The 14,197-nt window shown below is 71.9% G+C and carries 16 protein-coding genes and 1 riboswitch; of the genes, 7 read left to right on the top strand and 9 right to left on the bottom strand.

Features of this window, described 5'->3' with window-relative positions; translation table 11 throughout:
• A partial coding sequence (groL, locus tag VFH10_RS07545) for a chaperonin GroEL (protein WP_325127498.1) occupies positions 1-1,392 on the bottom strand: 1,392 nt, incomplete at its 3' end.
• A 477-nt stretch (positions 1,393-1,869) separates the two neighbouring features.
• On the opposite strand from groL, the gene VFH10_RS07540 reads away from it, so the two are divergent.
• Entirely contained in the window at positions 1,870-2,469 is a 600-nt protein-coding gene (locus VFH10_RS07540; protein ID WP_325127497.1) for an NADPH-dependent FMN reductase, read from the top strand.
• Here VFH10_RS07540 and VFH10_RS07535 read toward each other — a convergent pair.
• From VFH10_RS07535 to thrC, 4 genes are all read right to left on the bottom strand, one after another.
• On the bottom strand, positions 2,459-3,316 hold the full coding sequence (locus VFH10_RS07535) for a hypothetical protein (RefSeq protein ID WP_325127496.1): 858 nt from the start codon (positions 3,314-3,316) through the stop codon (positions 2,459-2,461). The two genes, VFH10_RS07540 and VFH10_RS07535, sit on opposite strands and share 11 nt — an antisense overlap.
• Positions 3,317-3,325: 9 nt before the next feature.
• Complete coding sequence (locus VFH10_RS07530) at positions 3,326-4,093, bottom strand: hypothetical protein (RefSeq protein ID WP_325127495.1); 768 nt, start codon at positions 4,091-4,093, stop codon at positions 3,326-3,328.
• Between the two features lie 87 nt (positions 4,094-4,180).
• Complete coding sequence (locus VFH10_RS07525) at positions 4,181-4,456, bottom strand: MoaD/ThiS family protein (protein ID WP_325127494.1); 276 nt, start codon at positions 4,454-4,456, stop codon at positions 4,181-4,183.
• 58 nt (positions 4,457-4,514) lie between these two features.
• Positions 4,515-5,789, bottom strand: a complete 1,275-nt coding sequence (gene thrC, locus VFH10_RS07520) for a threonine synthase (RefSeq protein WP_414689848.1) — start codon at positions 5,787-5,789, stop codon at positions 4,515-4,517.
• 11 nt (positions 5,790-5,800) lie between these two features.
• A riboswitch (SAM riboswitch) is annotated at positions 5,801-5,958 on the bottom strand.
• Positions 5,959-6,042: 84 nt separating this feature from the next.
• Between thrC and VFH10_RS07515 the strand changes: the two genes are divergently transcribed.
• The gene (locus VFH10_RS07515; protein WP_325127492.1) at positions 6,043-6,477 is read left to right on the top strand and encodes a hypothetical protein; all 435 of its coding nucleotides are present in this window, start codon (positions 6,043-6,045) and stop codon (positions 6,475-6,477) included.
• 49 nt (positions 6,478-6,526) lie between these two features.
• On the opposite strand, the gene VFH10_RS07510 is transcribed toward VFH10_RS07515, so the two are convergent.
• The 4 genes from VFH10_RS07510 to VFH10_RS07495 all read right to left on the bottom strand — a co-directional run bounded on the left by VFH10_RS07510 (position 6,527) and on the right by VFH10_RS07495 (position 9,050).
• Positions 6,527-7,174, bottom strand: a complete 648-nt coding sequence (locus tag VFH10_RS07510) for a hypothetical protein (protein WP_325127491.1) — start codon at positions 7,172-7,174, stop codon at positions 6,527-6,529.
• 115 nt (positions 7,175-7,289) lie between these two features.
• The gene (gene otsB / locus VFH10_RS07505) at positions 7,290-8,147 is read right to left on the bottom strand and encodes a trehalose-phosphatase (protein ID WP_325127490.1); all 858 of its coding nucleotides are present in this window, start codon (positions 8,145-8,147) and stop codon (positions 7,290-7,292) included.
• 80 nt (positions 8,148-8,227) lie between these two features.
• Positions 8,228-8,740 (bottom strand): LytR C-terminal domain-containing protein, encoded by a 513-nt coding sequence (locus tag VFH10_RS07500; RefSeq protein ID WP_325127489.1) that lies wholly within the window; start codon positions 8,738-8,740, stop codon positions 8,228-8,230.
• Between the two features lie 7 nt (positions 8,741-8,747).
• Positions 8,748-9,050, bottom strand: coding sequence for a DUF3263 domain-containing protein (locus tag VFH10_RS07495; protein WP_325127488.1), 303 nt, complete (start codon positions 9,048-9,050; stop codon positions 8,748-8,750).
• Positions 9,051-9,181: 131 nt separating this feature from the next.
• Here VFH10_RS07495 and VFH10_RS07490 point away from each other — a divergent pair, with 131 nt between their 5' ends.
• The 5 genes from VFH10_RS07490 to VFH10_RS07470 all read left to right on the top strand — a co-directional run.
• Complete coding sequence (locus VFH10_RS07490) at positions 9,182-10,261, top strand: Gfo/Idh/MocA family oxidoreductase (RefSeq protein WP_325127487.1); 1,080 nt, start codon at positions 9,182-9,184, stop codon at positions 10,259-10,261.
• A gap of 28 nt (positions 10,262-10,289) precedes the next feature.
• Positions 10,290-11,729: a trehalose-6-phosphate synthase gene (locus VFH10_RS07485; protein WP_325127486.1), complete on the top strand. Its 1,440-nt coding sequence runs from the start codon at positions 10,290-10,292 to the stop codon at positions 11,727-11,729.
• 2 nt (positions 11,730-11,731) lie between these two features.
• Positions 11,732-12,289: a HEAT repeat domain-containing protein gene (locus tag VFH10_RS07480; RefSeq protein ID WP_325127485.1), complete on the top strand. Its 558-nt coding sequence runs from the start codon at positions 11,732-11,734 to the stop codon at positions 12,287-12,289.
• Between the two features lie 75 nt (positions 12,290-12,364).
• Positions 12,365-13,573, top strand: a complete 1,209-nt coding sequence (locus tag VFH10_RS07475; RefSeq protein ID WP_325127484.1) for an alpha/beta fold hydrolase — start codon at positions 12,365-12,367, stop codon at positions 13,571-13,573.
• 69 nt (positions 13,574-13,642) lie between these two features.
• A partial coding sequence (locus VFH10_RS07470; protein ID WP_325127483.1) for a GDSL-type esterase/lipase family protein occupies positions 13,643-14,197 on the top strand: 555 nt, incomplete at its 3' end.

Here is a 14,197-nt window from a genome sequence, read left to right as displayed (position 1 = left end):
CTCCGCGACGACGCCCGGCTCCAGGCCACCGTTGAAGGCGATCTGCTTGAGCGGGGCCGACAGCGCGACGCGCACGATGTTCGCGCCGGTTGCCTCGTCACCGGTGAGCTCCAGCTCGTCCAGCGACGGAGCCGACTGCAGCAGGGCCACGCCACCACCGGCGACGATGCCCTCTTCGACGGCAGCCTTCGCGTTGCGAACGGCGTCCTCGATGCGGTGCTTGCGCTCCTTCAGCTCGACCTCGGTCGCCGCGCCCGCCTTGATGACGGCCACGCCACCGGCCAGCTTGGCCAGCCGCTCCTGCAGCTTCTCGCGGTCGTAGTCCGAATCGGAGTTCTCGATCTCCGCGCGGATCTGGTTGACGCGACCGGCGATCTGGTCGGTGTCACCCGCACCCTCGACGATGGTGGTCTCGTCCTTGGTGATGACGACCTTGCGGGCCTGGCCGAGGAGCTCGAGCCCGGTGCTCTCGAGCTTGAGGCCGACCTCCTCGGAGACGACCTGGCCACCGGTCAGGATCGCGATGTCCTGCAGCATGGCCTTGCGGCGGTCACCGAAGCCCGGAGCCTTGACGGCGACGGACTTGAAGGTGCCACGGATCTTGTTGACCACCAGCGTGGACAGGGCCTCGCCGTCGACGTCCTCGGAGAGGATCAGCAGCGGCTTGCCGGACTGCATGACCTTCTCGAGCAGCGGCAGCAGGTCCTTGACGTTGGAGATCTTCTGGTTGGCGATCAGGATGTAGGGGTCCTCGAGGACCGTCTCCATCCGCTCGGCGTCGGTGACGAAGTAGGCCGAGATGTAGCCCTTGTCGAACCGCATGCCCTCGGTGAGCTCGAGGTCGAGCCCGAAGGTGTTCGACTCCTCGACGGTGATGACGCCTTCCTTGCCGACCTTGTCCATCGCCTCGGCGATGATCTCGCCGACCGAGGGGTCCGCCGCGGAGATCGAGGCGGTGGAGGCGATCTGCTCCTTGGTCTCGACGTCCTTCGCCATGCTCAGCAGCTGCCCGGAGACGGCCTCGACGGCCGCCTCGATGCCGCGCTTCAGCGCCATCGGGTTGGCACCCGCGGCGACGTTGCGCAGGCCCTCACGGACCATGGCCTGGGCCAGCACGGTCGCCGTCGTCGTGCCGTCACCGGCGACGTCGTCGGTCTTCTTGGCGACCTCCTTGACCAGCTCGGCGCCGATCTTCTCGTAGGGCTCCTCGAGCTCGATCTCCTTGGCGATGGACACACCGTCGTTGGTGATCGTGGGGGCGCCCCACTTCTTCTCCAGGACGACGTTGCGGCCCTTCGGGCCGAGCGTCACCTTCACGGCGTCCGCCAGCGTGTTCATTCCACGCTCGAGGCCGCGACGGGCCTCTTCGTTGAACGCAATCAGTTTCGGCATAGCTCCCGCGAATCCTCACGCGTAGATTTGGATGGTTCGGGCGATGCCCGCGACGGACGACCCCGGCTGACCCGGCGGACCCTTCCCGCCGGCGCTCCGGGGCCTCATCGGTCCGAACCGGATTGCCGTGCCCGGAGGCACGTGGTGGCACTCTCAACCTGAGAGTGCTAACCAATTCTTAGCACTCGCCACCCCCGAGTGCAAGGCGGTGGCCACGCGGGTCACCGCACGGGCGCGGGACCGGGCCCGGACGTCACTGTCTAGACCACGCGGGATGGCGAATCCGGGCCATTGACCCCCGTTTCTGCGCGGTCCTAACCTGAGTTCACCTCGTGGGTGCGACGGGGTTTCGGCCGGGGCGGTGAATCACCGCCCCGGCCCTTTTCTTGCCCCCGTGTCGGGTACCGGAACCCAGTCAACCTCCTTCATGGTTAGTATGTCTATGAATTCAGTAGACTTTTACTCACAGGGAGTCCGATGAGCACCCCGTCCCATCCCGAGCCCACCACCGCGCCCGCGTCCCTGCGCCCCGTCGTCGGCCTGGTCGGCAACCCGGCCCCCGGCTCGCGCACCGCGGCCGTGACCGAGCTGGTCCTCTCCGCACTGCGGTACGACGACGCCGGTGCACGCCCCGATCCCGAGGCGATCGTCGAGCTGGCCGACCAGCGGCGCGACGTCTTCGGCGAGGACGCCGGCCTGGCGTCCACGCGGCAGCGGGTGGCCGACGCCGGCGTCCTCGTGGTCGCCACCCCGTCGTACAAGGGCAGCTTCACCGGCCTGCTCAAGCTGTTCCTCGACGGCCTGCCCGCGGGCGCCCTGGCCGGCACGGTCGTGGTCCCGGTCGTGGTCGCCGGCTCGCCCGTGCACGCCACGACGACCGACGCGCACCTGCGCTGGGTGCTCGGCGAGCTCGGCGCCTCCCTGCCGGTGCCCTCCGTCGTGCTGACCGAGCGACAGCTCGACGGGACGCGCGAGGTGGTGGACATGTGGCGGGCGGCGCACCGGCCGTCGGTCCTCGCCGTGGTGGAGGCGCTGGGCGCCAGCCGGGAGCCGGCCGGGGCGGGCGTCAGCCCCTGAGCAGGTCCTCGACCAGGTCGGCGAACGCCTCGGCGTTGGCGGGCAGCACGTCGAGGTACAGCCCGGGCTCGGTGATCTCCAGCTCGCTCACCGCGAGCGTGCCGTCGTCGAGCCGCATCAGGTCGACGCGCGCGTAGGGCAACCGGACGCCGAGCAGCTCCTCGGCCACCTTGACGGTCTCGACCGCGACCTGGGCCGCCTCCGACGTCACGGGTACGACGTCGGTGCGCCCGCCGTACTCCTCGTGGACGCGGATCTCGCTGCCGGCGGGGAGCTTGCGCACCTGCGACACCACGTCGCCCCCCAGCACGAACACCGAGGTCTCGCCCTCGGTGCGCACCGAGCCGACGAGCGGCTGCACCACCCACGGCCCGGAGTCGATCTGCGACTCGTCGAGCTCCGCCGGGCCGCCGGGCTCACCGTCGAACACCACCACGCCCTCCCCGCCGGCCCCCACCCGCGGCTTGACCACGGCTGGCGCGAACGCGGCGACGGCCGGCGCGAGCTCCGCCTCCTCGTCGACCGCGACGGTCGGCACCACGGGCAGTTGGGTCTCGCCGAGGTCGACGAGGTAGGCCTTGTCGGTGTTCCAGGCCAGCGCCTCGGGGCGGTTGACGAGGCGGTCGCCGACGGCCCGTGCCCAGGCCAGGAACTCGTCGCGCCGGGTGTAGTAGTCCCAGGTGCTGCGCACCAGCACCAGCCGGGCCGAACGCCACTCGACCGTCGGGTCGTCCCACGCGACGTACCGCGCCTCGATGCCCCGGGTGGCCAGCTCCTTGACCAGGAGCTCACCCGCGGGCTCGCCGTCGGGCAGGTCGGCACAGGTCGCCAGCAGCACGTCAGCCATGCAGCGAGGCTAACCGTCCGCGTCCCCCGCCGGCCGGTCGCCACCCGCGCGGTAGCCGTCCATCAGCGGCCCGCCGACCCGGAGCAACACGTCGACGGCGGCTCGGTGCAAGACCGCGGTGTCGCCGTACACGACAACGTGCCGGTGGCCGTTCACCAGGCGCTCGGCGAGGTCGGGCTCGACCGCTCGCAGCGCCCGCGCGAGCGCCTTCCCGCGCGCGCCCCAGTGGCCGGCGGACACCAGCGCCAGGGTCGCGACCTCGGTCAGGACCGCACCGGCCAGGTAGACCAGCTCGTCCTCGCGGTCACAGCCGGCCATGTCGTCGAGCAGGTCGGTCAGCCGGTAGCGGGCCAGCGCCCGCTCGGCGTCGGTGAACGGCGGCGGTCCCTGTGCCATCAGCGCCGCCGCCGCTGTCCGGATCTCGTCGGCCGCGCCGTCGCGGTCGACGAGCAGCTCGCTCTCCAGGCACAGCCGCAGCAGCGTGCACACCCGCCGCTCGGCGTCCGAGGCCCAGAACCAGTCGAGGCTCGACCGATGGTGCACGAACGCCTCGACCACCCAGCCGTCGTGCTCGAACGTCTCCCGGTACGGCGCGCGCATCCCGCTGTCGGCGACCGTCACGTCCTCGCCCACCACCACGACCACGTCGAGGTCGGAGGTCGGGGTGCGGTGCTCGGTGAGCACGCTCCCGCCGAGGAACGCCACGCTCGCCTCCGGGAACCGGGTGGCGACGAACGCCGTGGCGGCCTCGACGGGCTCCGGTCGGTCGCCGTACATGCCCCAATTCCTACGGCTGAGGGGTCACTTACGCAGCGACACGCCGGTGAGAGGCCTGAAAAACTGACTCCTCGCCCGGATGGGGGGTCAGCCGCCGGCGACGGCGGGGATCACCGAGACCTGGACGCCGTCGGGGGTCTTGGTGTCGAGGGAGTCGAGGAAGCGAACGTCGTCGTTGCCGACGTACACGTTGACGAACCGCCGGATCGCGCCCTGCTCGTCGAGGATCCGGGCCTTGATGCCGGCGTGGTTCGACTCCAGGTCGTCGAGCACCTCGGCGAGCGTCGCCCCGTCGGCGGTCACCTCGGACTCGCCTCCGGTGTAGGTGCGAAGGATGGTCGGGATGCGGACGCTGACGCTCATGCTGGTGGCTCCTTGGGTCCGAGAGTGGTCTCGACGATATCGGGCTTGACCCGGGCGGTCACGCCAGTCCGGTGGCGGTGAACGCGGCGTAGGTCGGCTCGATCGTCGCCGCGGGACCCACCCTGTCGCTGACCGCGTCGAGGGTCTTCAGGCCCATGCCGGTGTTGATCACCACGGTCTCCAGCTCGGGGTCGAGCTGTCCGGTCTCGACGAGCTTCCTGAGTACGCCGACCGTGGTGCCGCCGGCCGTCTCGGTGAAGATGCCCTCGGTGCGGGCCAGCAGCAGGATGCCCTCGCGCACCTCGTCGTCGCTGATGTCCTCGACGGCGCCGCCGGTGCGCCGGCAGATGTCGAGCACGTAGACCCCGTCGGCGGGGTTGCCGATCGCGAGGCTCTTGGCGATCGTGTCCGGCTTCACCGGACGGATCGCGTCGACGCCGCCCTTGTAGGCCACGGATACCGGCGAGCACCCGGTCGCCTGCGCGCCGTACACCTTGTAGGGCCGGTCCTCGACGAGACCGAGCTTGATCAGCTCCTGGAACGCCTTGTCCACCTTGGTCAGCTGCGACCCGGACGCCACCGGGATCACGATCTGGTCGGGCAGCCGCCAGCCGAGCTGCTCGGCGATCTCGTAGCCGAGCGTCTTGGAGCCCTCGGCGTAATAGGGACGGACATTGACGTTCACGAACGCCCAGCCCTCCTCCTCGCCGGCGATCTCCGAGGCGAGCCGGTTGACGTCGTCGTAGTTGCCGTCCACCGCCACCAGGTTCTCGGTGTAGACGGCGGAGTTGACCTGCTTGGGCTTCTCGAGGTTCGACGGGATGAACACCACCGTCTTGATGCCGGCCCGCGCGCCCGCGGCGGCGACCGCGTTGGCGAGGTTGCCGGTGGACGGGCAGGCGAAGACCTTGGCGTGCAGCTCGCGAGCGGCGCTCAGCGCGCAGGCCACGACCCGGTCCTTGAAGCTGTTGGTGGGGTTGGTCGAGTCGTCCTTCACCCACAGCTTGCGAAGCCCGAGCTCGGCCGCGAGGTTGTCGGCCCGGAGCAGCCGGGTGAAGCCGGGCTCGGTGTTGGGGCTCTCCTCGATGTCGGAGGGCACCGGCAACAGCGCCTTGTAGCGCCAGATGTTCGGCGGGCCGGCCTCGATCTCGGCGCGGGTGACCAGTGGGAAGTCGTAGGCGACCTCGAGCGGGCCGAAGCACTCCGGACACGCGTAGTGCGGCCCGAGGGCGACGAGGTGGCCGCACTCGCGGCAGGACAGCGAGGTGGCGTTGCCGAACGCGCCCTCGCGGGTGCCCGACGTGGTCGAGGGGGTCAGGACCGAGGTGCTCAAGGAGGGCCTCCTTCTCATCTTCCCCGCGGCCGACTCTCGTCGCGGGACGGAATTAGCACCGTGGCCGCGGTCCCCGTGGAGCTGGTGCCGTAACGGTGGGCACCGGAGGTCGCGCGGCGGGTTGCCGGGGCTTCGTCGGGCCGTGTCCCTCTGCCCCTCTCGATGAGCGGTTCCAACTCTAGGGAGGCGTCTCAGAATGTGCACATCGGCTCCACCATCCGAGACGGTGGTGTCTCGCGGCACAATCCTCGCCATGGCGTGGTGGCGGGTCCGGCAGGTGCTCAACGGTGTCAACGGCAGCACCCTGGTCGGCCTCGCGGTCGGGGCGGCGGGCCGCTGCTCGTTCCGTCGAGGCCCGCGCGGCCTGGTGGTCGCCACCGGCTACCGGCTCCCCCAGCCGCGGGTCCCGGCGTTCACGGTCGGCAACGTGATCCTGACCCCGCACGACCTGGCCTGGCTCGAGTCCCGGCCGCGGCTGCTCGCGCACGAGGAGCGGCACGCCTCGCAGTACGTGGCGTGCCTGGGCCTGCCGATGCTGCCGCTGTACGCCGCGGCCTCCGGCTGGTCCTACCTGCGCGGCGGCGACTTCGGTGTGCACAACCCTTTCGAGCGGGCGGCCGGTCTCGTGGACGGCGGCTACCCGCTGGTCAGCGCGCGGGCACGCCGTCGTACCGCTTGGGACGCGTGACCCCCGGACCGTGCGGGTCCGGGGGTCATCGCGGGATGGCGCGCTGCTGCTACTGACGGAGCAGCGCCAGGATCCCGTTGAGGATCTGCGTCACCGGGGTGAGCAGGCCGGCCAAGCCGGCCAAGCCGGTCGAGTCGAGGAGCCCGGCCACCGCGCAGAGCAGGTTGCCCAGCAGGTTGCCGGCTCCCGACTCCGCGATGATGTTGAGCACCACGCGGTCGAGGTGCACCTGGAGCCCGAGCAGGTCGAGGTCCAGCGGCCCCAGGACGAGCCGCAGGATGTCGCAGGTCGCCGCCCGACCGTCGCGCAGCAGGGGCAGCGGCAGCCCGCCCGCGGTGGCCACCGGCAGCTCCACCCGCTGGGAGAAGTCGTCGACGACACTGCCGTTGCCGCGGACCAGCTCGCCCTGGAGCTTGCCGACTGCCACCAGCTGGGTGCCGACGGCCTTGAAGCGCCTGGGCTTGAAGACCGCGTCCACGGTGCCGTTCTGCCCGAACGTGCCGATCACGCGCGACTTGACCTTGCCGAACTCGTTGTCGAACACCGGAGCGCGCGCGGCCTGCGCCGCCTGGGTGCTCGTCCCCGTCTGCGACGGCACCGCCTGCGCCGTGGTCGCGACCAAGCTCAGCAGCATCGCCAGGACGATCCCGACCGCAGGTGCCCGCAGCCGGCTCCAGTCCCCGGATTGCTCCCTCATGTGAAACTCCCTCTCCCCCAGGGACCCGATGCCCCCGGCTTCTGCTGCCGTGCCCATCGCGCGCGGCAACATGCAGCGATCTGTACATTCCCGGGGTATGTGAGGTACTGGTGGGCTAAGCCAAGGATGCGGCCCGGCCGGCGCTCTCGGCGAAGCCGCGGAGCAGCGCGAGCACACCTTCGGGCCCCGGCACGACGATGTCCGTGACCTCGGCCAGCGCCTGCTGCGCCTCGCCCTCGGTGGAGCCGGAGCAGACGAGCAGCGTCGGCAGCCCCTGGGCCCGGAGGGTACGGGCGGCCTGGAACGCCTCGAGGTCGCCGAGGTCGTCGCCGGCGAACAGCACGCCGCCGGCATCGGTGGCCGCGACGACATCACGCAGCGCGCGGCCCTTGTCCATGCCGGGAGCGCGGACCTCGAGAACGTACTTCCCCGGCTCGAGCCCGAGACCGTGCCGTTCGGCCGCGTCGGCGAGCCGCGGCGCGAGCCGGGCGAACGCGACGGCGGGCTCGTCCAGACGCCGGGTGTGCACCGCTAGGGCGAGACCCTTGTCCTCGACGTAGGCGTCGGCCGCGTCCTCCGCCGCCAGCAGCCCGGGCAGCTCCTCGGCGAAGGCGGCCAGCCCCGCCGGGACCGCCGGGCTGGTGAACTCCCGGGATGTGGAGTCCCAGTGCTCGTGGCCGTACTGCCCGCGGACCAGCAGCCGCGCCCCGGTCGGCAGCGCGTCGGCGACCTCGTCGAGCCGGCCGAGCGCGACCACCTGGCGGGCCGGCCGGCCGGTGACCAGGGCGACGGCGCGGACCCGTGCGGCGACCGCGGCCAGCACCGCGGGACCTTCCGGGTGGATCACGGCCCGGGTCGGGTCCGCAACGATCGGGGAGAGGGTGCCGTCGAAGTCGAGCCCGACCACGGTCTCGCTCGCCACGCCGACCAGGGCGTCGTAGCGGTGGCGCGCCTCGGCCGAGAAGGACTCCATGCGGCCAGCCAACCAGGTCTCGACGGGCTCGACCACCGAGGACGGCTCGACCACCGAGGAAGCCGGCTCGACCACGAAGGTCAGCCGGTGAGGATCACCGTGAGCCGGTCGAACTTCATCGGGGCGATCGCCGGCCGCAGCCGGTTGATCCCGAGGTCGCGGCCGAGCAGCCGGGCCTGGGCCTCCAGCCGCGGCGGGAAGTACACCGTGCTCGCGGGGATGGTGCCGTACCAGTTGTCGGAGCCGACCACCTGCCAGCCCGCGGCGCCGGCTCGGCCGGCGACCTGGCCGGCCAGGCCGGAGATGCCGGAGTTGTTGTAGACCTCGACGTAGGTGCGGGCGCGGCGGATCACCGGCTTCTGCTGCTGCGGCTTCTTCGTCTTCTTCGTCTTGTCGACGGCCGGCTCGGGAGCCGTGCTGGTCGGTGTCGGGCTGGGGGTCGCGGTCACCGGGCGGGCGGTGTCGGCCGGAGCCGGGTCGCCGCCGGTGAACAGGAACGCCGCCCCGGCGACCAGCACCACCCCGGCGGAGACCAGCGCAAGGGGTGAGGACAGCGCGATCCCGCGCTCGTCGGAGCGGGCCAGTCGAGACACGGAGATCTCAGACCTCGAAGCCGAGGCGGCGGGCCGACCGGGCGCGCTGCCGGGCGGCGCGCAGGCGGCGCAGCCGGCGGACCAGCAGCGGGTCGAAGGCCAGCGACTCGGGACGGTCGATGAGCGCGTTGAGGACCTGGTAGTAGCGGGTCGACGACATGTCGAACTTCTCGCGGACCGCCTGCTCCTTGGCGCCGGCGTACTTCCACCACTGGCGCTCGAAGTTCAGGATCTCCCGGTCGCGCTCCGACAGGGCGATGAGCTGTTCGTCGGTGCTGGCGGCGACCTCGTGCGCGTTCGCGGCGTCCATGTCTTCGCTCCCCGGCTCGTGTCCCTACTGCCCGGTCCCGGGCTCCACGGGTGGCTCCGTGTCGGTGTCATCGTAGGCGACGAAACACAACGATGTCATTTGCTCCGCGCGTTTCGCGCCACAATGCTGAGATGGCGCCGACGACCGTACCCACCCGACTGCCCAACGACCTTCCGCCCCCGGCCGTCACGCCCGGCCCGGTGCGAGCCACGCCACTCCCGGCCGACCGGCCGGTGCGCTGGGGCATCCTCGCCACGGGCCGGATCGCCCGCTCGTTCGCGACCGCCCTCGCGCTGCTGCCGGACGCCGAGATCGCCGCCGTCGGCGCCCGCCGGCTGGCCGCGGCCGAGGAGTTCGCGGCGGCGTACGGGGCCCGGCGGGCCCATGGCGGCTACGCCTCGCTGGTGGCCGACCCGGACGTCGACGTCGTCTACGTCGCGTCCCCGCACTCCCTGCACCGGGAGCACGTGCTGATGGCATTCGACGCGGGCAAGGCGGTGCTGTGCGAGAAGGCGCTGACCCTGACCGGTGACGAGGCAGCCGAGCTGGTCTCCGAGTCCCGGCGGCGGGGGCTGTTCCTGATGGAGGCGATGTGGATGCGCTGCAACCCGGTCATCCGCCGGGTCCAGCAGCTGCTCGCCACCGGCGACCTCGGCCAGGTCACGCAGGTGCGCGCCGACCTCGGGTGGTACGTCGAGGCGCCGCCCACCGACCGGCTGCTGGACCCGATGCTGGGCGGCGGCGCGCTGCTCGACATGGGCGTCTACACGCTGGCGTTCGCGCACCTGTTCCTCGGCGAGCCGGACGCCCTGGCGGCGGTCGCCGGGCTCGGCGACTCGGGGATCGACCTCAACGTCGCGATGTCGCTCGGCTACGCGTCGGGCGCGGTCGCCTCCCTGACCGCCTCGATGACCGGCGCCACCCCCCGCACCGGGTCGATCGCCACCGAGCGCGGCCGCTTCGACCTCGCCGACTCCTTCCACCACCCGGTCCGAGCCACCTGGACCAGCGATGAGGTCACCGAGACGGTCGAGGCGCCGCTGCTCGGCAACGGTTTGGCGCACGAGGCGAAGGAGGTGATGCGGTGCCTGCGGGCGGGCGAGACCGAGAGCCCGCTGGTGCCGCTCGACGAGAGCGTGGCGATCATGCGGCAGATGGACCGGATCCGCAGGGAGATCGGAGTCACCTACGCCGCGGACCGTCAGGACTGATTCGAGCCACTGTGGCTAAGTTGAAGGGGTGAGCCCGAAACACCAGTCCGACCTCGTCATCGTCGCCAACCGGCTGCCCGTCGACCGGGTGGTCAACGACGACGGGTCGGTCGACTGGCGGCGGTCCCCGGGCGGGCTGGTCACCGCGATCGAGCCCGTGATGCGGGCCAACGACGGCGTCTGGATCGGCTGGTCGGGCGGCACCGACGACGAGGAGGAGCCTTTCGAGGACGAAGGGCTGTTCCTCGCCCCCGTCCCGCTGTCGGCCCAGGAGGTCCGGGAGTTCTACGAGGGTTTCTCCAACGCGACGCTCTGGCCGCTCTACCACGACGTCGTCGCGAAGCCGGAGTTCCACCGCGAGTGGTGGGAGTCCTATGTGGCGGTCAACCGCCGCTTCGCCGCCCGTGCCGCGGAGCTGGCCGCCGAGGGCGCCACCGTGTGGGTGCACGACTACCAGCTCCAGCTGGTGCCCGCGATGCTGCGCGAGGCCCGGCCCGACCTGACCATCGGGTTCTTCCTGCACATCCCGTTCCCGCCCGCCGAGCTGTTCCAGCAGATGCCGTGGCGGCGGCAGATCCTCGAGGGCCTGCTCGGTGCCGACCTGGTCGGCTTCCAGCGCCCCAACAACGCGCAGAACTTCGTGCGGCTGGTGCGGCAGCGGGTCGGCCACAAGACCCATCGCGATCTGGTCTACCTGCCCGACGGCCGGACCGTGCAGGCCGCGGCGTTCCCGATCTCGATCGACTCCAAGGGTCTGGAGAAGCTGGCCCGCTCCGCCTCGGTGGAGGCGCGTGCCAAGGAGATCCGCGAGCAGCTCGGCAACCCGCGGCACCTCCTCCTCGGCGTCGACCGGCTCGACTACACCAAGGGCATCTACAGCCGGCTCCGGGCGTTCGGCGAGCTGCTCGTCGAAGAGCGGCTCTCCCTCGAGGAGGCGGTCTTCGTGCAGGTGGCGACCCCGTCGCGCGAGCGGGTCGAGCAGTACCGCCGGCTGCGCGACGACATCGACCGCCTGGTCGGCCGGCTCAATGGCGACCTGGGCCGGATCGGCCGCCCGGCGATCTCCTACCTGCACTCGTCGTACCCCCGCGAGGAGATGGCCGCGCTGTTCCGGGCCGCCGACGTCTGCGTGGTCACCCCGCTGGCCGACGGGATGAACCTGGTCGCGAAGGAGTACGTCGCCTGCCGCTACGAGGGGGACGGCGCGCTCGTGCTCTCGGAGTTCGCGGGTGCGGCCGGCGAGCTGCGGCAGGCGTTCATGGTCAACCCCTACGACATCAACGGGATGAAGGACGCGATCATGACCGCCGTGCACGCGCCGCCCGCGGAGCGCTCCAAGCGGATGAAGGCCATGCGTCGGACGGTTGCCGAGCACGACGTGACCGACTGGGCCGAGCGGTACCTCGACGCGCTGGCCGACGTGCGCCCCGAGCACCACAAGCAGGTCAAACCGGCCCGGCTGAGCTGACCGTGCCGCATCGCCTGGGGCGGCTTCCGCCGCCGCCGGACCTGAAGGCGCCTCCACGCGAGCTGGTCGCCGCACTGCGCACCCACCTCACCGAGGCCGACGCGGCCGGCCGCTGCGCGGACCTGCTGACCGGGGCGGACCCGGCCGGCCATGCGGACCTGCTGCCCTACCTGGCCGGCCGGCCCGGCGCGGCGTACCCCGCCGACGGGTGGGGGGAGCACTGGCCGCGGGTCTGGGGCGCCCGCGGTCTGCTGTACCTGTGGGACGACTCGGCCACCGACGCGGTGCTGGCCGGCCTGCGTGACGACGCCTGGCGGGTGGCGGAGATGTGCCTGAAGGTGTGCGCGCTGCGTGACCTGCCCGCGGGTGACGACGCCGTCCGGCTCGCGCGGCACGAGCTGCCGCGGGTGCGGACGGCGGCCGCGCGGGCGCTCGGCGAGGCCGGCGACGTCGAGCACGTCACGGCCGTCGAGGACCTGGTCGACGACGGTTCCGAGGAGGTGCGCCGTGCGGCGCACCGGGCGCTCGAGAGGATGCGTGCCCGGCTCGACCTGTCCTGAGCGAGTGCCCATGTGGTCGAGATCGCGCCGTCGCGGGGTCCGGGGTGAGGTGACCCACTGGTAACTTCTCCTGCCATGGATCTGATCCCCAAGCCGGACCAGATCGTCTCCGCAGCCGCGAACGTCGCCCACAAGATGTTGTACGGCGGCCTGGCCGATCTGCGTCCCATGCCGCGCACGCTCATCGACGAGGGCACCCTGCGCGAGGTCTACCACTACCGCCCGCGCGGCACCGTCCGCGAGCACGGCGACCCGGTGCTGCTGGTGACCCCGCTGGCCGCGCCCGCGCTCTGCTTCGACCTCCGCCGTGGTTGCTCGGTGGTGGAGCACTTCGTGACGGCGGGACGTCCGACGTACCTCGTGGAGTACGGCGAGGTGTCGTTCGCGAACCGCAACCTCGGCATGGAGCACTGGGTCGACGAAGTGGTCCCGACCGCGATCCGCGAGGTCAGCGCGCACGCCGGCGGCCGCCCGGTGCACGTGGTCGGCTGGAGCCTGGGCGGGATCTTCGCGCTGCTCACCGCCGCCGACCAGCCCGACCTCCCGATCGCGTCGCTCACCACGGTCGGCGCCCCTGTCGATGTCACCCAGGTCCCGATGGTCGCGCCGATCCGGCCGTTCCTGGGTCTCGCCGGTGAACGGGCGGGCCTGGTCACCCAGGCCTACCGACTGCTCGGCGGTGCACCGAAGCCGCTGGTCCGCCGGGCCTTCCAGCTCACCAGCTTCAACAAGCTGGTGACCAAGCCGATCGCCATCGCGGCGAAGCTCGACGACGCGGACTTCCTGGCCCAGGTCGAGGCCGTCGACCGGTTCACCGCGAACATGATCGCCTACCCCGGCCGCACGTTCGGGCAGCTCTACCACCGCATTCTCAAGGGCAACCAGCTCGCCTCCGGCACCGTGACGATGGACGACCGGGAGATCTCGCTCGCCGACCTGCGCGCGCCGCTGCTCGCGTTCGGCGGCGCCTCCGACGGGATCGCGCCGGTCGGGTCGGTCCAGCCGATCGTCGACCTGGCGACCGGTGCGGCTGAGCTTCGCTTCGAGGTCGTCCCCGGCGGCCACCTCGGCATGCTCACCGGCCGCGCGGCCCGGTCCACCACCTGGCGGATCCTCGACGAGTGGATCGCCGGGCACGCGACCCCCGAGGTGCCGGTGCGCCCGCAGTCCGGCAAGGCCACCCGCAAGGCGCCGGCACCGAAGCGGAGCGCCGACGCGATCGGCTCCAACCCCGCCCGTCGCTACGGCTCCGCGTCGAGCCGGAGCCTTGCCGCGAAGAAGTAGCCTCGACCGGGTCCACCCCGCGTGAGGTGCACGAACACCGGTCCGCTCGTCGAAGGAGGAGGTACGCCGATGCGCCGCGCCCTCGCCGCCGTCGCGTGCCTCGCCGCCCTCGTGTCCTGCACCGGCTCCCCCGGCGCCGCACCCGAGCCCGGGGCGGACCCGGCACCGTCGGGCCCGACGGCGACCGAGACGAGGGATCCGCTCGACGTGCTCGCCGGCGGGCGGTACGTCGCGCTGGGAGACTCCTTCACCGCCGCGCCGTTGGTGCCGGTGACGCGCATCGCGCGGGGCTGCTTCCGCTCCGACGCCAACTACCCGTCGCTGCTGGCCGAGTCGCTGCACCTGCGGCTGCGGGACGTGTCGTGCTCCGGGGCGACCACCCGGCACCTCGTCCGACGGCAGCCGACGGTGCAGGGCTCGGGGGTCGGCCCGCAGCTGCGCGCTGTGGACGAGCGTGCCGACCTGGTGACGCTGGGGATCGGCGGCAACGACCTCGGCCTGTTCGGGCGACTGCTGCGCGCCTGCCTCGACGTACGCGCAGCCGACCCCGACGGGGCGCCGTGCGCGGAGTCCGACATCGGTCAGCGCATGCTCGCCCAGGCGCCGACCATCGGCGCACACGTG

This window comes from Nocardioides sp. (assembly GCF_035697785.1).
In the GTDB taxonomy this organism is placed as follows: Bacteria; Actinomycetota; Actinomycetes; order Propionibacteriales; family Nocardioidaceae; genus Nocardioides_B.
Note: the sequence above shows the minus strand (reverse complement) of the source record. Positions and strands in the feature narration are given on the sequence as shown.